The sequence below is a fragment of the Paeniglutamicibacter sp. ZC-3 genome, from assembly GCF_025847175.2.
In the GTDB taxonomy this organism is placed as follows: Bacteria; Actinomycetota; Actinomycetes; order Actinomycetales; family Micrococcaceae; genus Paeniglutamicibacter; species Paeniglutamicibacter sulfureus.
Genome location: NZ_JAOYTG010000032.1, coordinates 1 through 17,555 on the forward strand (window position 1 = coordinate 1; position 17,555 = coordinate 17,555).

Below are 17,555 nucleotides of genomic sequence, written 5' to 3' on the forward strand. Positions count from 1 at the left end.
AATTCGCAGACGCCGTCCGCGCCCACCGCTACATCGGTCTGTGCTGGGGATCGCCTGGGGTCGGCAAAACCCTTTCGGCCCGGCACTACGCCGGCGCCGACGATTGGGAACAATGGCAGATGCCCTTCCCCGAGCACCTCGATCCCGTACCTGAACGCGTGCTCGAATCCCGCACCGCATTCTTCACCCCCACGGTCTCGGCAAGCGTCCGGGAAATTGACCAAGGGCTCCCGCGCGTCTGCCAACAGATTTCCTATGCTCTCGACTACGCCGAACACGGCGTCGTGGATCCCTTCATCCACCGCGAGTCACGCTCCAGCGGCCGCACCGAACTGCTCATCATCGACGAGGCCGACCGCCTCAAGACCGCCGGCCTCGAACAGGTCCGCGACTATTTCGATCGGCACACCATGGGCGTCATACTCATCGGAATGCCGGGGATCGAAAAGCGCCTGGCCCGCTACCCGCAGCTCTATAGCCGCATCGGCTTCGCGCACGAATACTGCCAACTCACCCCCGAGGAACTCACCGCAGTTTTGACCCGACGTTTCCCGCCAGGGAACGACGAAGCCGATGGCGGTCTCGCACACGCAACAGCCATCGCGACCATCGTCCGCATCACCGGCGGCAACTTCCGCCTCGTCGACCGGCTGACCACCCAGATCGAACGCGTCCAAACGGTCAACGCCCTCGCCGGACTCACCCCCGAGATTGTCGACACTGCACGGCGAGCCCTACTCATCGGCCAATAAGCGCCGCGAAAAACACGCCACTTACCGTTGCGATTCACATCGAAAACGTTGAAATTTCAATGGAGTCCCATTCGCGCATGACCCGCCCGCACTAATGCCCGGTGAAGGTAGCCCAAACGCTACACTTGGAACATGTCGTCGCATCTGGTCGGGTACGCCCGCGTCTCCACCAACTCTCAAGACCTCGCCTCCCAGCAAGCGGGCCTGAAGGCGCTCGGAGTTCCCGAGGAGCTGGTCTATGTCGACCACGGCCTCACCGGTCGCAACCGCGAACGGCCCGGACTCAAGCAGGCCCTGGCTGCGTGCCGCGCCGGCGACACCCTGGTGGTCACCAAGCTCGACCGCCTCGCACGCTCCCTGCCCGATGCACGGGACATCGTCGAGGACCTCACCAAGCGCAAGGTCAAGCTCAGCCTGGGCGGGAACGTCCACGACCCCACCGACCCCGTCGGGCGGCTGCTGTTCAACGTCCTGGCGATGGTCGCCGAATTCGAATCCGACCTCATCCGTGCAAGGACCAGGGAGGGCATGCAGATCGCCAAGGCCAAGGGCCGGCTGCGCGGCAAGCAACCCAAGCTCTCCCCCGCCCAAGAAAAACACCTCGTGGCCCTGCACCACGGCGGCAAGCACACCAGCGCCGAAATCGCCGAACTCTTCGGCGTCGCCCGCAGCACCGTCTACCGGATTGTGCAGCGCACATCCTAGAACGAAGTTCGATTTACCCTGTATGGCCAGAAATCAGCGAATCGCTCGGAAGACCGATAATGCTACTAGTTGGCACTCATGCGGCCAGAATGTAAACATGCCTAACCCTGAGAAGACTGCTCCTATTGCAGCGCCTGACGACGACACCGTGTATTCCGTTATGGATCGAATCATGATCGATTTTGGCCGCTCTTTAGAAGAAGTAGACGGCTTCGCGGGCCTTGGTTCAGGATTGGCTACACTTTTCAGGCGCGAGAAGGTGCCGAATGAAGCTGAAATACGCGCGATTCTTGAAGGCAGCGACAAGTGATCAAGGTCGAGAAACTACGCGTCAACAACTTTCGGGGCATCCGCTCATTTGAATTTAGGATGGATCAAAAGCCCTTCGTAGTTGCAGGACGGAACGGGACAGGAAAGAGCGGCGTGATCGACGCGCTGGAGTTTGCGCTTACCGGGTCCATCACTCGTTTAACGGGCAGCGGGACAGCTGGAGTCTCCGTGAAGTTGCATGCTCCGCATGTCGACGTAGCTCAGACCCCTGAAGATGCGTGGGTCGAGATGACATTTACCGTCGTCGGCACCGGCTCCTCCCACACTCTAAAGCGAACTGTTGCAACTTACCGAAAGCCAACCCTCTCCCCAAAAACTCCCGAAGCGGAGGCTGCACTCGAATGGATGGTGCAGCATCCCGAGTTCGCACTGACGCGAAGAGAGATCGTCCGCTTCGTTCTGGCCGAGGGCAAAAGCCGAGCAGACGGTGTAGCGGAGCTGCTAGGTCTTCAACGCATTGGGAAAGTGAGAGAGACATTAGTCCGGGTGCGAAATGCAGACAAACGCGATTCTGAAGTTGCCCAAGCCAATCTCGCCGGTCGAAAGAAAGCATTACTGTTCGCGTCCGGAATCGAAACCCTCAGCCCCGCAGCGTTGTTGAGTGTCGTCAACGCAAACAGAACAAGTTTAGGGCTGACGACTATATCGGATCTGACGCCAAAATTGATCCTCGAGGGAGTAGATTCATCCTCGAGTAGTTACACTCCCCTGGCCAATAGATCCGAGTGGTTAGACAAGCTCCCAGGGCTTCAATCCAGCGTGGCAAGCTCCCTTCAGGCCGACCTTGATGGCCAGCTATACCAATTAATTGAGGATGCCAATGATCTGAACAATTCCACCGAGTTCATGACAGCTCTAGACTCCGACTCTCTTCTCGAATCAGCACTGGAAATGTTTGACGGTGCGGACTGTCCCGTTTGTGCCACGACTTGGCTCCCCGGGGAGTTTGAGGACATAGTGGCCCGTAAGAAAGCTGAAGCTGCCTCGGCAAGGGACACATTGGCTGCCCTGAAACTGAGGGCAAGCAATCTGGTCCCTGAGTTCATGGAATTGCAGCAATCGATTGTACTTGCGCTTCCTGTGGCGGAAGCGGTTGGCCAAGAGTCGGTCATGACACAGAAGCAACTCGAAGTGATTCGTGCGATAACCGCGGCACTCGCATCCGTCGATACCTCTGATGAGCTGGCAACACTTGGGGCTCTAACGAAATCGCACATTATGCCGCTTAAGGGCTGGTTCTTTGAGCTTGACAGTAAAGTTCGGGCGCTGCCCCTGCCCAGCGAAGCAGATGGGCAAAGAAGCCGATTGCGGTCCCTATCGCAGGCCTTGCACGAGTACACAGAGCAGGAGGTATCGACTTCGGAACTATCCGCCAAGTCTCAGAGGTCCACCACACTCTGTGAAACCTTCGAGGATTCGACTGCTGCGAGCCTTCTACAAATCTATCTTTCCGTTCAGTCGAAGTTCGCACTGTTCTACTCCGCTATCAATGCTGACGACGAGAGCCAGTTTTCGGCGACTTTAACTCAGTCGGGTGCCGGCTTGGACATGAGTGTGGACTTCTACGGCCGTGGAGAGTTTCCTCCCGGGGCGTACCACAGCGAGGGTCATCAGGATGCGATGGGACTGTGCCTCTATCTCGCATTAGCGCAATTTACGCTGGGTACCGGATTTACCCTATGTGCATTGGACGACGTTCTGATGTCAGTTGACTCAGGCCATCGGCGCTTCGTCGTGACCTTGTTGATGAAGGAGTTCCCGGACACGCAGTTTGTTGTGACCACCCATGATGAACAATGGATGCGCCAGATGAAATCTCAGGGATTTGTCAAGGGTCGTAGCGTCCTCCAATTTCGGACTTGGAGCGTGGACAGCGGACCCGTTGACTGGGCGCACTATGAACCATGGGGCGAGATTGAGGCCTTCTTGAAGACAGGCCATGTGAAAGCTGCCGCTGGGTCCTTGCGTTCCTACCTTGAGCACATAGGGCGCGAATGCGCCAGCAATCTCGCCGCACCCATCCCATACAAGCTGGATGGCCAAAATACTCTTGGGGAACTCTTCAACAGCAGTATCAGCACACTTCGATCCACTATTAAGAAAGGTAAGAAGTCCGCCAACTCCTGGGGGCAGACCGATATTGTTGCTCATTTGGACGCTTGGGATAGCCGGGTTCAAAAGACCGCTCAAGAAGCAAAGCAGGACGAATGGGCTATCAACACCGTGGTTCACTTCAACGAATGGGAAAACCAGACACCAGCTGAGTTTTCTTTGGTTGCGGCGTCTTGGAAACTCCTGATGGGGGCATTTTCGTGTAGCAATTGCGAGGGCCTAGTCCAGATAACCGCCGAGAAGGATTCCCTGCGTTGTGCCTGTCAAGCCGTATCGGTAAATCTGCTTGAGAAGAAATAGCTTGGAGCGGGGAATTATCTCGTAGCGAATTAGACGGAGTAAAAGGTAGGGATTTTGGAGGACACGGGAGACGATCGCTGCTGAAAATATCAAGAACACAAGAACGCGCTATTCCTCATAATGCAGGCACGCCAGCTATACAGGTAGATCGCGAAATGAGGCTCGGCCATGCCACTTTCTTCCCCAAATGAGCATCCTTCCTAAACGCTGTCCCGCTGCGACCCAAGCCCGAAACCAGCTCTCGTTATGTCTTCTTCTAAGCTGAGCCAATGGACAGCCTCACACTCGCCTCAACAGTCATTCCCGCTGTGATCAGCGTACTTATCGCCCTTTCCATTGGCGCAGTTGGCTACGTGATAGCCGCATTCAATGAGGGGAAACGCTGGCAAAGACAACAACGAGTCCGTTCCTACATACAGCTTACGAAGGTCCACCATGAATTCCTGGAACAGATGAGGCAACTTGCCTCAAGTGTCATCGAGTACCAAGAGAAATATCCTGACCGCGACAATATGGAACGCAGTAAGGCCATCGAGCACAATTCGTTCGCAGGACAACACAATTCAGCGATTTCCAATTTAGAGCGTCTATCGGTGACACTCCAACGTTCCCATGCTGAGAGTGAACTTCTAGCGACTGAAAAGGCTGTTGATCTTCTAAATGTATACATCGCACGTACGAACGATTGGAGCGAGTCAGCTTGCAAGGGTCTAGGAACAGTGGACCAAGAAGCTCTACAACTCCAAGCCTGGGAAGCGTTCCTTGACCAAGCTCAGCGGGATCTCGGCTTGAAACACTGGTGGAACCGTAGACCATAGATATAAACACGAACCCGCCGCATCCAACATGGATCACAGCCGTGCGAAAACAATGGGATCAAATTGCCATAATATATTAATGCAGAAAAACCTCGAGGATGCGCGTAATCGATACAGAGAAATCTGCATTCCCATACCATGGAACAAAATCACCAGACCTCACCCGTGAAAGTATGAGCAAATGACATCGTATCGCCAAGGCAATTCAATACCAGACGACAATAATTTGGAGAGAGCGATCGCCGCCTCCAAGGAGGAGGAAGCTAAGGCGCGCGAGCTTGCCCTGGCAAACACGCAATACGACGTGGACGATCCAGCGATTCAGGCGCTCGTCTCAAAGGCAATCAATAATGAGAAGACGCCGCCAAGGAAACACCACATCGTTCCCGCGTCCTATTTGCGGAGATGGACGGAAGCAAAACAACTGCGCGTAACAAACGTGGATGAAGGAAATTCCTGGACGTGTGCTCCTGAGAAGGCGGCTCGGATTACAGACTTCTACAGCATGGCCTCCGAAGACGTGGACCCGGCGGTGGTTCCCCCACTATTTGCCGAAACGCAACTCTCCGAGATCGAAGAATTGGGCAAGCACGCGATTGATGACTTCCTTCAACATGGCTTGTCCAGCCGCAATTCCACATCCAAAGACAGCTTGGCAATTTTCCTAGGTTTTCAGCATGTCAGGGGAACGGGCACCCGAGAGCGGAGCCAGGCGATTACACGTGAGCAGTTCAAGATGCAATACGGGGATCTGAGCGACGAAAAACTTTCTGATTTGGCCCAGAAAAGTAGTGTGCCACCCACACCGGAGCAACTCGCGGAGTCGAAGAGGTTCATTGCTGGTATTCAAGACGGTTCGATAGAAATCCAGCAGCAAACAGCGGCCGCCGTGTCTTTGTCATTTTCGATGGCTTTGCCTGTGGCCGAAGAGCTTTCCAAACGGCACTGGGTAATCCTCCGGACGCCACACATGCTGTTAACCTGCGACGAACCAGTCGTACCCATTGGGGGTCCTGGTACTTCCCGCGGTATGCAGAGCGGCGTGGGCGAAGCATGGGTGGTGGTTTTCGCCTTGGAACCAGGAGCTCTTCTGGCCATGTTCAAACATCCTCCTCGACGGCATTGGCTACGAGATCTGACGACCGCAGAGACGGTAGAGATCAACCACGAAATTCTGGCCCATAGCCACAAATTAGCTTTCGAAAAGGCCAGCCGACGGATGTCTGCTGCATTGAAGGTCCCCCGGCTCTCCTCCCTACTGGAAATCACTGAACACCCAGTTGAAGGAGAAAGCGCCAGATCCCTTTTGAGCTTTTACACTCCCTCCAGATGGAAAGATTCAGACGCCCCTCCCCCGTGGCCCGTCGAACGTTGGTATCGCTAGAGACCAACACGCGGCAGCGTCGACGCCGGTGGAGAAGAGTCAGACCTTGTTCAATGGGAGACGAAGGTCTGATTCCGCCCATACCTCCTGTGCCAGACAGCCTTGAGTATTTACTGGTACTTGTCGGAGTCCAGCGCTCCCACAGCTAGAAGCTCTCGTTTTCGCCTCGGCGTTCACTGGGGTTTCGGTATCCCTGCCGACGGTCGCTTTCTGGACCTTAGCCAGCTCCTCACCCAATTGTTCGTTAGCCTTGCTGCCCGCGCGAGGTGCTTACCGGCTAATGCGGGCCATCCGCTCCGAAGAACGGGACGACCGAAGACCGCCACCCAGCGGCCATCACTTACGTGGCATCGGTGTGGGGTTCGTCGTCCTGATCGATCGTTAGTGCGGTTGGAAGCGGCAACCCGTACTTCTCGCACAGGAATCTGGTCTGGCAGTACCGCTGGGCGTCGGCGGCCACGTTGCCCAGGATCGCGGAATTCATTCCAGCCCCGATGAGGACACCCACGAGGGGCACGACCTTGGCGACATTCTGAACCGGGACCCTGGAGCCGGCCGGGCCTAACTGCTGCATCAACTTCTCAAGGGCAGCCAAGAGACGATGGTCTGCGCGGAGCTTGTCTGACCACCTTATGCGACCCCTGATCGCGTCGGCCGCACGCGCCACGTCACGCAACGGTTCTGCCTTGGCCGCCTGCGCCATAAACGACCGACGTACCAGGCGTTGAATGAACATCAGTTCATCAGGGTCTTTGGCATCGTAGCCGTAGGAGTAAGCAATGCGCGTTGCGATCGACGTGCTCAGGACCTGGATGACAAGGATGTCCGCCGTCATCGCCACAGGGATACCGGCAACGGGGACCATGGCTAGCAGACCCATGGCGCCACCTTCGAATGCACCAGCGGTCCGCCATGTGAGGGTGTTGAAGGTCAACAGCCGGTCACAGACCTTAAGGTCGTGCTGCCGTAGTTCGGTGAAACTGTTGAGTTCAAGACCCTGCTTGCGGGCGAGCTTTTGGACGCTCTTGGGGTCGTTAAGCTCCATGGCCCAGTCGTTGACCAACTCGAGCAGCGAGGCCCCGGCTCCCAACGCCGGCCCCACGGCCTTGTTGGCGACCGCGTCGCCTGCGCGACGGATCGGCTTCATGACCGCCTCCGGCACGGCGCTCGTCACCCGACTCACGGCATTTCCCGCCGCTTCACCGGTGCGATCGAGGGCGGCGCTGGCCCAGTTCGGCAGACCACGACGGTTGTCACGGCGCTGCCAGTGCTTGTTGAGCGTGTCCCAAACCTGCCTCTCGTACGCGCTCATCGTGGTCGCGCCGTCGACGACTAGGTCGGTGTTAGTGCTCATTGAAGTTCTCCATTTCGAATGTGATCGCTGGGTCCATGATGTCCTACCCGCCGCCAGGTGTGTGCATCCGCAATGCGCAGGCCGGAGCAGAAGTCGACTGCACGGCCGCCTGCGGGTTAGGACGGAAGGGCACGGACCGGACATCCGGGCAAATGACTTGGAGGATTGACAGCGCGACCGTCTCTCAGCCCCTGGAATACGAGTCATCCTTACCGTGCAGTCGCCCTGTCTGCAATTGTCCACTTCGGGCGAATCACCACTAAGCGGGGACAACTTCTGCGGTGTCGGATGCGTGGATACACTTCCGACTCAGCGATGGGCGGATTTCTAACGGGCCTAAAAAGAATTCTGACCCGTCTGCCAGCTAGTCCCAGGCCAGCATTACGTGCTACCACCAAGAACTTACAGTCGGTTCAAGGCCGGGAAATTTCTGAGATCCTTGAGTGAGAATACACGGAAGCTAAGGAACAGGTATATGACCCAAGACAGCACTGTCGCCGAGATTTACTTCGACGAGTCAGGACACGACGGTGAAAACCTCATGGGTGGCACTACAACCGTCTTCGCCCATGGCAGCGTCCACATGGAGGTGGCAGAGGCTTCCGATCTAGTGGCCTACCTACGCAAGAAAACTCGCGCTCAGGGCGAAGAACTCAAGGCCAAGACCGTCATCAATAGCGGTCGCGGGCTCCTGAACGAACTGTATGGTCCGGGTGGCAAACTGGTCGGAAAAACGCAAATCTATTTGGTTGAAAAGACTTACCATGCGGTCGGCAAGATCATTGACATGCTGATCGAGGAGGAAGCCTACAAGCGCGGAGTCAACCTCTACGCTCATGGAAGAGCCAAACAGCTGGCCCATGATCTCTACCAGTACGGTCCTAGAGCGCTCGGCCCTGACGGTTGGGATGAGCTCGTTTCTGGTTTCACATCAATGATGCGATCCAAGCAGCGGAAGGGGGTTAAGGAAACAGTCGACGGCTTCTATGAGAAGGTCGACAAGTATCGACTCACTTCACGTCGTGAAAAAGTCTCGAAAGTCCTTGGGATGCTGTGGGAGACCAGAGAGCACGCCGAAGAGTTTCAGTCCGATTTGGAAGAAGGGATTGAGATGAGGGCACTCGACCCTTTGGAAACTTCCCTCTTCCAGCTCGCATTGGAATGGCACTCTCGGATCAAGCGACCCATCAGCATCTTCCACGATGAGCAGACCGCACTTACCAAGCCAATGCTCGAACGGATTCTACTTGTCGCTAACCACGGAATTCCACCAGGCTTTGGCATGTCTTCTCAAAAAATCGAACTTGTGGACATCAAGCATGTCGATTCCAAATCCGATCCGAGAATCCAACTCGCCGATATTTCTGCCGGCTTCTGTCGGCAGATGGCGGAGGACGCTCTGAGGGGAGAAGCCCAGGAGGAAGGACTTGAAATGATCCGACACATGGTACATTTCAATTCACTCTGGGGAGATAGCAAGTCCTGGGAGATGATTAGACCCCGCGTCTGATCCAAGAATTCGCCGAAGAACGAGTCAGTCCATCCTAACGCGGCCACGTCAGACCAGGGAATGACGGCTCTCCGACTTTGGGTGTGCTTATCACCCTGTCACCCCGCCCCAAGTCGGAGAGCCCATTGAGGAATCGTTCAAGATGCTCGGATAGCGGATGTCTCATAGCTGGTTCTGGATTGACGTTCTTGGGACGAAGGTGAGCCAGACACCTTGATGAGACCAGCTGAACCCATGCAACGTCGATATGGACGCCCAACCATCTCGTTACTCTCAATCCTGCATACGGTCTCAGCAAAGGATCCTTTGCTGAGAAGGTTCCTTGGAGAGCCTCCCATTCCGCGCCTCCCTCTCCCGGAATCACTCTGACCATTCGCGCGGTCCTATCGAATCAGGCCGTGTCCGGATTTGGTCCTTTCGCTAGGGTCGCATCCAAAAGTCCTCCATTGAGACAGACATTAGGCATCCGAACGTGCTCGGCATCCACGAGTCGGCGTGTCGCATCCTCCGATGGACGCTCAGGACAGATAGACAGGATGTCTAACAACATGGAGAAAATGTGGCATCAAAGGCTCGGAAATCCGGTATTCAGCGAGAAGCGATACGCAGATCCCACCAGCGCACTTCCCACGAAGCCGTCTCTGACCGCGAACGTATTTCACTCGCGCAGGAGCCGGCGACGCTGGATGCGCTTTTCGCTTCCCTCCGCAGCGGGGCGGCGAATGTTGCCGGAGTCAGCTACCAGACATGCCTCGCTGCCGACTTGTTGGCTGCGGGTCATGCCCGAGCCAAAGCCGCCCTTCCGGTGGTCGCTATCCGGCCCGAGGGCTTCGAGGACATCGACTGCCTTCTCGCCGATGGTTCCTGGATCCTGGTTCAGAGTAAGCAGCGCAAAATCGGTGGAAGGGCCATAGCCCAGTCAGAACTCGTAGAAATCCTTGTCCACGCCGCCACCGTTTTCAAGTCCGCCCAGACTGATGCCGCGCAGTACCGGGCGGTCGCCGTAGTTACCGATGGGAAGTTCGGCAGCTCCCTTCCATCCACCGGCTGGGATTCAACTCTGCTTTCTGAATTGAACAAGGCAGGTGAGTCGCTACCGCAAAAGAAAAAGCTTTTGGATGCCCTGAGAGAAAAATTGATCGAAAAAGGCATAGCCGAAATCAGTGCCGAAGACCTGATCGCCCGCACCCATCTCGTCAACACGCCACCGGATCTCAGCCTGTCCACGGAGTCGCACCTCTCAACGTCCCTTGGATTGCATCCCTCCGTGGCCGCTCTGCTAAGAGCTCAGTTAGTCCACGATCTCACCATAATGTCTGCTCAGCAAAGCGGGGGGATTGTCGAGAAGGCGAAGATCCAGTCGACAAGGGATCTGGACACTATGGCTTTCAGGCTTCTGGAACAAATCGACGTTCCTAGCCTCGATGAAGCTGTTGCCGCCGGCATATGTGAACCCGCGGATTTCGCCTCCGAATCCGAAGACACCCGCCGCTCATTCCTCGAGGGGATCAGCGTTGTGCCGAACCACATCGTCTCGAATCTCGATGTCCTCCGCCCCGAGGAAACCTCGCAAATTCTGAAGGAACTCGCCCAGTCCAAAAACGTCGTTATTGCCGGGCCCAGTGGCAGCGGAAAGTCTGCGCTCCTGTGGCGGACCGCCCTTACTGTCTCCATGGGCCCCCGGATTGTACGAGTGCAACGTCTCCCCGAAGCAGACGACGCACAGTTGCTCATCCGTCACATCAGGCGGCTGCTCCCCAGCAGCGAACGGCCGATTCTGGTTTGCGTCGACAACCTAGGCCAACCGCACATGGCGGCCTGGCCGGCTGCTCGAGACAGCCTGCTAGAACTCCCGGGTGTCAGCATGCTGGGCGCATGCAGACAAGAAGACATGTCGCCCGCGGTAACAAGGGGAGCCGTCGTGGTGGATCCTGCGCTCCGAACCGATTCGGCAGCTCAGATCTATGAGGCTCTCCTTGAGGCAGGCCTACCGACACAGATGGAGCCTGAAGAAGCAACCGCCAGAGCGGACGGATTGCTTATGGAATTCATTGCTCTTGCCACTACCGGGCGCAGGCTCCACGAAGTGCTCCGCGATCAGGTTTCCTCGATCGCCGCGCACGGCCCGGCTTCCGCTCTTCAGGTACTACGACTGGTTTGTGCTGCGCATACTCTGGGGCACAGCGTTGCCGCCGATTCGTTGCCCTCGCTTCTCGACGTCGACGCAAAGGATCTAGGTGATGCACTGCGGCACCTCCAGCATGAGCACCTAGTGACCACGACGGACGGCATCGGCTGGCGAGGACTTCACGATCTGCGGGCGGAGATCCTATTAGACGTTCTCCACGAAACACCCCCGCCCACCTTGGCATCCACCTACGCGAGTGTCCTATCAACCATCCCTGGGGCAGAACAACCGGCTGTTGTCCGCCGGGCCGCCGGACGTATCTGTCGGATCGTGGCGGAGCGTGTAACAGGATCTCCTAGCGAACGCCTATCGGCGATCCAGCGTGCACTTGGTCCTTTGGCAAACTTCATCGGAAACCAACTGAACGAGTCCACCGGCCGTCAACAAAGGAGGATGCAGCAGGCAGACTGGATCAGAGCACTCCTGGAAACGGCGGAGCGTTTGGATGCCTTGGCGTATGTTCATGCGTCACTTCCCGTGGTTGCCCAAAACAAGCCGCGCGAATCGGTCCTATCCACCACATTCCTTCTGGCCTTTTCCGCCTCGACCTCGAAGATGTTCCGCGGCTCGGATTTGTTGCGGAATGTCCAGAAGCTGGGGTCTCTGCTGCCAACGTGGCAACCCTCTGCTGTCGATGTGGTGCGGCACGTGATCGACGAGGAGACGCTCACGGAGGTCCTCATAAGCACTTCGACAGAAGCAGCGTTGCGGCTGTGTGAGGCCGCAGAAGGTTTGTTGGCATTGGATGCACAACAAGCGCATGCGATCTATGCCCACCATGTGCCACACCTGCCCGATCCCCCGGGCAGTGCCGGAACACTCGCCGATGCTGAATACCGTGCCCGATTCGCAGCCAGTCTGGCCGTTTTGGCTTCCTTGGATGGCCCGCAGTGCCAAGCCACGCTTGGCGAAACAGCACGCAGGGCCGCCGATGTGGTCGCCGCTGATCCCTATGGCGTGTCGGCGGAGATTTCGTATGAGCCACTCGCCCTTTTGGGCGAATCCCCGAGTTCAATCGTTCGAGCCAAGACCTACGATGCTCAGACTTTCTGCCGCGTGCGGGCAATCGCCTTCATACGCCTGGACACTGATTCAATGCCCGAAAGCAGCTACCCTTCCAATCCAGGTTCGGACCCGACGTCCATCAATTCACAAGTCATGCTTCTGTGCCGCCGACTCTTTGACGCCTGCCCGGAAGCGGATGTTGTGGAGGCAGAACTTTGGCATGCCCACGCTCGCCCATACTCCATCGGCGACTTTTCAGAGGGGATCAAGCGCGTTCGCGCCGGCGTAGTGCCTAGATACTCTTCCACGAGACGCAACAAGGCGGTTCAGGCCGCAGTCCTCGAATCACAAAGCGCTGATAACTGGACCCTGAGGTGCCGGCAACAGGCCATGGTTTCAGCGGAAATTCAGCTTCTTTTGGAAACCCTCCCCCTACTCTTTCGCAGGCATCCCAGCAGACGTGCAACCCGTGACTGGATCGATAAGAGTCAGCAAGTAGCCTTGAAGGTCGCAGATTTGCCAGGTCTTCCGCTGGAAACGTTAGAGTCGACAGCCAGTCTATTAGCGCAGAACGCAGGAGCGGATGCAGTGGACGAAGCCATCCGCAACTGGCAATCCACCGATCAAGCAAAGAAGGCCCTGGACCTGATGTCTGGATGCCTCACGCAGGTGGCTAGCGCAATCGATGATTCCCAGTCCCTCCATGGTGCTGGCGCACGGCTCCAGAAGGTTTCCCAAATGCTCGCTTTGGCTTGGGAGGACGGAAGATTCCCCAAATACGCGGGAATTGGAAGCACTCTCCCGCTCGAGCTTGAGACGCTGTGCAAGATGGCATCGAAGCTCCTTACCACTTTGAACGAGCCTCTGGTCCGGGAGTACCTGAATGGTAGTTCAACGAATCTGGATGACCTGGCACAGGTGCTGGACGGAGTAGCACGCCGACGGGCAGAAGAGACAAAATCAGCGCTCATCGCCCGCTTGGAGTCGGCAGGCGTGCGCCTAACAAAGGTCGCTTATGCCGACGAGCAGGAGCCGGCAGAGGCGAGCACCTTCTATGCACTGCACGCTGCGGTTCCTCTCGATGCCTGGGAAACGGCATACGAGGCGTTGAGGACATGGAAAAAGAATGACCGCGAAGAAGCGAGGTTCCGATGCAAACTCTCGATCGTTGCCGACAGCCAAGGCAGTGTCGCCCCTTTGGGCGCGGGACTTCTCGGCCATTTCGGTAATACTCTTCCGCTGCAACTGGAAGGAATTCTTGAGAGCGCCTTAGTTTTGGACATGCCGGCGTTGCCCTCCTCAGCGCAAACTCAGGTCCAGCGAGTGGTGCAAGACCTCACAGCCTATTCGTACCGACTCGTGCGAGGGACACATAGAACGGGAACTTGGCAGCCCGAGTTGCCTTCTTCGATCTCAGCGTCTGCCATACGGGATGCCTTGGAGGTCGAGGCTCAGAGCTGGGCTGAAAACTCCCTGCCTGCCCGGCAAATACCGGACAGGATTAACGCCAGCTCCCTTGATGCGCTCCTGGAATTAGCAAGAATGGTCAGCGAAGAGGACGGCCAAAAACCAGGCTTGGCTTCGGAGCAGGCCGAAATGGATCTTTATGATTTGTCCACGGCTGAGAACTCCCCGCAGCTGCAGCTTCTGGGTGCAGCGATGCTCTCGGCTATGGAGACAGACCGTACCTAGCCTGCCGTTGTCATGGGTCGGTGAATAATCACTGTGGAACTTACCGGATGCCACGTTATAGCTCCCCGTCTTGCCGCGAGGGGCAGGTTTTGGCATCTACGCTTCTTGTCAGGAGCCCTCCCCTACATCTTCGCCAAAAGCTCTATTAGATTTCGGACGTTCCGGCATGTTCGGTAATGATCAAAAAACGGAAATGTCCCGTGTGTGCAAGAAGCAAGTCATGGTTCCGAACTTTTAAAGGCGACGCGCTCAAGCAGCGAAGTGACCCTGCCTGACAGATTACCTTTCGCCGATATCCTGTACTGGTGAAAACTACCGATCTTGCCAAAGTGCGCGCCACGCTGTGGGCTGCCGCTGATGAGCTGCGCGCCAACTCAAAACTCACCCCGGGCCAGTACCGTGATCCAGTGTTGGGGCTGGTGTTCCTCGCCTACGCCGAGAACCGGTTCGAAGCGGTGCGTGGCGAGGTCGAATCCAAGGCCAGTTCCCGCAACCCTGTGACGATCGCGGACTACAAGGCAAAGTCTGTGCTGTATGTACCCGAGAATTCGCGGCTGTCGAGCCTTGTCGACCTGCCCGAAGGGGACGACGTCGGCAAGGCCACCGACGAGGCGATCAAGGCCATCGAAGAAGCCAATCCGGAGCTCAAGGATATCCTGCCGCGCGGGTACCAGAAGCTGGAGCGTTCGACGTTGATCGAGCTGTTGCGACTCTTCGCACCGCTACCCACTCAGCTCGAGGGCGATGCCTTTGGCTTCATCTATGAAGACTTCCTCTCCAACTTCGCAGCACAGGAAGGCAGGGGCGGTGGCGAATACTTCACCCCCTACTCCATCGTCCGCCTCATCGTCGAGATCCTGGAGCCATTCCAGGGCCGCGTCTTTGACCCGGCTTGCGGGTCCGGTGGCATGTTCGTCCAGTGTGCAAAGTTCGTTGAACGGCATCACGATTCGGCCAGCCGCAAGCTCTCGGTCTTCGGCACGGAGAAAACCGAGGACACTGTCCCGTTGGCGAAGATGAACCTGGCGCTTCACGGGCTCTCCGGCGATATCCGCCAGGCAAACAGCTACTACGAGGACCCTCATAGTGCCGTCGGCGCCTTCGACTACGTGATGGCCAATCCACCGTTCAACGTGGACAAGATCAAGAAAGATCAGCTGGCCGGAGACAAGAGGTTCCCGTTCGGGATGCCGAAGTCCGACAACGGCAACTTCCTGTGGATTCAGCAGTTCTACTCGGCGCTATCGGCAAAGGGCCGGGCCGGCTTCGTCATGGCTAACTCCGCTGCCGATGCCGGCCACTCGGAGAAGGCCATCCGACAGCAGCTGATCCAGTCCGGCACCGTTGACGTGATGGTGGCAATCAGCTCAAACTTTTTCTACACCGTCACCCTGCCGGTGACGCTGTGGTTCCTCGATAAGGCTAAGACTGGTACACCGCGCGAGGACACCGTGCTGTTCCTCGACGCCCGGCACATATACCGCCAGATTGACCGTGCCCACCGGGACTTCACGCCTGACCAGATTGAGTTCCTCGCCAACGTTGTGCGGCTCTACCGAGGCGAGGACATCCAGATCGTTGACGGTAGCGACATCCTGCTCAAGCAGAACTTCCCCGACGGCAAGTATGTCGACGTTGCTGGTCTCTGCAAGGTAGCAAGCCGTGCCGAGATCGAGGCCCAGGGATGGAGCCTCAACCCCGTTCGCTACACCGGCACTGCAGCGGTCGACGAGAGCGACGTCGACTTCATCGGCGATTTAGAGGCCTTGTATGAGGAGTTCACGATGCTGAGCGACGAGGCCGACGTTCTCCGTTCGAAAGTCGATGCAGCGGTTCAAGGGATTCTCGACGCATGATGGCTTGGCATGAGATGGTCCTCGCTGACTTGGGAAGGTTCTCCAGTGGAAAGCCGATCGTTCCCGGCGAGCAGGGAGCGTTCAAAGCATATGGATCGAACGGTGTCATAGGCGGGTCGGATACGGCGCGCCACATGCGCGGCATTATTGTCGGCCGCGTCGGTGCCTATTGTGGTTCGGTGGCAGTTAGCCACGATCCATTCTGGGCATCCGATAACACCATCGTCATCGAGCCGGTGGTCTACGACGACCTCGACTACTTGGGTTATCTTCTTCGTTCCGCGAACCTCAATCGCTACGCTGGCGGTGCGGCTCAGCCGCTGGTGACGCAGGGCACTCTGAAGGCACTTCAATTCCGTGTTCCCGAGGCAAGTGTGCGATTCCGCATCGGACAGGTACTGGCCCACTTCGACGGCCTGATCGAGAACAACCGGCGGCGGGCGGCTGTACTGGAGGAGATGACACGCGCGATCTATCACGAATGGTTCGTGAAGTTCCGCTACCCCGGCCACAGCGACGTGCCCCTCGTCGACTCCGCCCTCGGCCCGATTCCTGAGGGGTGGCGCGCGGCCACGATAGGGCAAGTCCTACACCTCAAGTACGGCAAGGCATTGAAGGCGGATGCTAGGCGCGGAGGGGACGTTGCCGTTGTGAGTTCAGCTGGAGTAGTCGGTTGGCACGACGAATCATTCGTTGATGCTCCTGCAATCGTAGTGGGGCGCAAGGGCAATGTTGGCAGTGTGCACTGGGTCGATGGACCTTGCTGGCCTATTGACACTGCTTACTTTGTCCAAACAGACTTACCAATGAGGTTCGTAGCCGAGCAACTCCGTAAGACGGAGTTCACCAACTCCCACGCAGCAGTCCCAGGTCTAAGCCTTGATCCACCGATCCGCCCCCGGTCGTCGTCTGCTGGCGACGGACGGGGGCGGTTTCGTTTTTGGGCACGGGAAGGGTGCCGGCCTCGCTGTCGGCGGGTGTTCCACGATGGTTTCCTGGTTGCGCCGCAGAGGGCTCGGTGAACGGTTCTAGGCGATTTGGGGTGGGGCGTGCGCGGAAGTGAAGAGCCGTTCCCACTCGGTTTCCCAGGGCCAATCCAGCGGAAGCCGGAGCCTGGTTTTCCTGGCGCTGCGCGCGATGCGCGCCGGAACCTGGATGAGCTTGCGCCGGACCGTTGCGCTCCTGGCGTTGGCGAAGGTGCCGCCAGCCAGGATCCCGGCGGCGCGGGTGAGGTTGTAGGCGATGGCAGCGGCCACCAGCCATGCACTATTGGCGCCGAAGTGCCCGGAGGGCATATGGGCCAGTGCGCTGTCCTTCAAATCCGCGTTGACCTGCTCGATGACCGCGTGCTGGCGGTGGGTCTTGTCCGCAGCGACAGTGTCCAGGACACCGGAATCCACGGTGGTGAAGAACGCGTGGAAACGGTGGGCGTCAAAGAGGGTGCCTTGCCCGGCGGCCCTCTTCGGGTTCAGTTCCGGGATCCGGCGCACCACCAGGCGCCCGGGAACCCGTTCGGCTTTCTTGCGGGAGGTGAACGCGGTGAAGCCGG

12 protein-coding genes are annotated in these 17,555 nt (G+C 57.6%); 10 read left to right on the plus strand and 2 right to left on the minus strand.

Annotated features, from left to right (window positions below):
• The 6 genes from OIU93_RS19855 to OIU93_RS19880 form a co-directional block, all read left to right on the plus strand.
• A partial coding sequence (locus OIU93_RS19855; RefSeq protein ID WP_264271784.1) for an AAA family ATPase occupies positions 1–752 on the plus strand: 752 nt, incomplete at its 5' end.
• 132 nt (positions 753–884) lie between these two features.
• The gene (locus tag OIU93_RS19860; protein WP_264271785.1) at positions 885–1,457 is read left to right on the plus strand and encodes a recombinase family protein; all 573 of its coding nucleotides are present in this window, start codon (positions 885–887) and stop codon (positions 1,455–1,457) included.
• A gap of 97 nt (positions 1,458–1,554) precedes the next feature.
• Entirely contained in the window at positions 1,555–1,767 is a 213-nt protein-coding gene (locus OIU93_RS19865) for a hypothetical protein (RefSeq protein ID WP_264271786.1), read from the plus strand.
• Positions 1,764–4,199, plus strand: coding sequence for an AAA family ATPase (locus OIU93_RS19870; protein ID WP_264271787.1), 2,436 nt, complete (start codon positions 1,764–1,766; stop codon positions 4,197–4,199). The genes OIU93_RS19865 and OIU93_RS19870 overlap by 4 nt, the downstream gene beginning before the upstream one ends.
• A gap of 269 nt (positions 4,200–4,468) precedes the next feature.
• Complete coding sequence (locus OIU93_RS19875) at positions 4,469–5,017, plus strand: hypothetical protein (protein WP_264271788.1); 549 nt, start codon at positions 4,469–4,471, stop codon at positions 5,015–5,017.
• Between the two features lie 181 nt (positions 5,018–5,198).
• A complete protein-coding gene (locus OIU93_RS19880) occupies positions 5,199–6,401 on the plus strand; it encodes a DUF4238 domain-containing protein (RefSeq protein ID WP_264271789.1) in 1,203 nt (400 codons plus the stop codon).
• A 340-nt stretch (positions 6,402–6,741) separates the two neighbouring features.
• Here OIU93_RS19880 and OIU93_RS19885 read toward each other — a convergent pair whose 3' ends face one another.
• Positions 6,742–7,755 carry an EcsC family protein gene (locus tag OIU93_RS19885; protein ID WP_264271790.1) on the minus strand — a complete coding sequence of 338 codons (1,014 nt, stop codon included), beginning with the start codon at positions 7,753–7,755 and terminating at the stop codon, positions 6,742–6,744.
• A 475-nt stretch (positions 7,756–8,230) separates the two neighbouring features.
• On the opposite strand from OIU93_RS19885, the gene OIU93_RS19890 reads away from it, so the two are divergent.
• The 4 genes from OIU93_RS19890 (at position 8,231) to OIU93_RS19905 (ending at position 17,028) form a co-directional block, all read left to right on the plus strand.
• Positions 8,231–9,265, plus strand: coding sequence for a DUF3800 domain-containing protein (locus tag OIU93_RS19890; protein ID WP_264271791.1), 1,035 nt, complete (start codon positions 8,231–8,233; stop codon positions 9,263–9,265).
• A 559-nt stretch (positions 9,266–9,824) separates the two neighbouring features.
• Positions 9,825–14,150, plus strand: a complete 4,326-nt coding sequence (locus tag OIU93_RS19895; protein WP_264271792.1) for a hypothetical protein — start codon at positions 9,825–9,827, stop codon at positions 14,148–14,150.
• A gap of 305 nt (positions 14,151–14,455) precedes the next feature.
• Entirely contained in the window at positions 14,456–16,006 is a 1,551-nt protein-coding gene (locus OIU93_RS19900; protein ID WP_264271793.1) for a class I SAM-dependent DNA methyltransferase, read from the plus strand.
• Positions 16,003–17,028 carry a restriction endonuclease subunit S gene (locus OIU93_RS19905; RefSeq protein WP_264271794.1) on the plus strand — a complete coding sequence of 342 codons (1,026 nt, stop codon included), beginning with the start codon at positions 16,003–16,005 and terminating at the stop codon, positions 17,026–17,028. The genes OIU93_RS19900 and OIU93_RS19905 overlap by 4 nt, the downstream gene beginning before the upstream one ends.
• Before the next feature lie 6 nt (positions 17,029–17,034).
• Here the strand turns inward: OIU93_RS19905 and OIU93_RS19910 are convergent.
• Positions 17,035–17,555 (minus strand): transposase (locus OIU93_RS19910; RefSeq protein ID WP_264271795.1); only part of this gene is annotated, 521 nt, incomplete at its 5' end.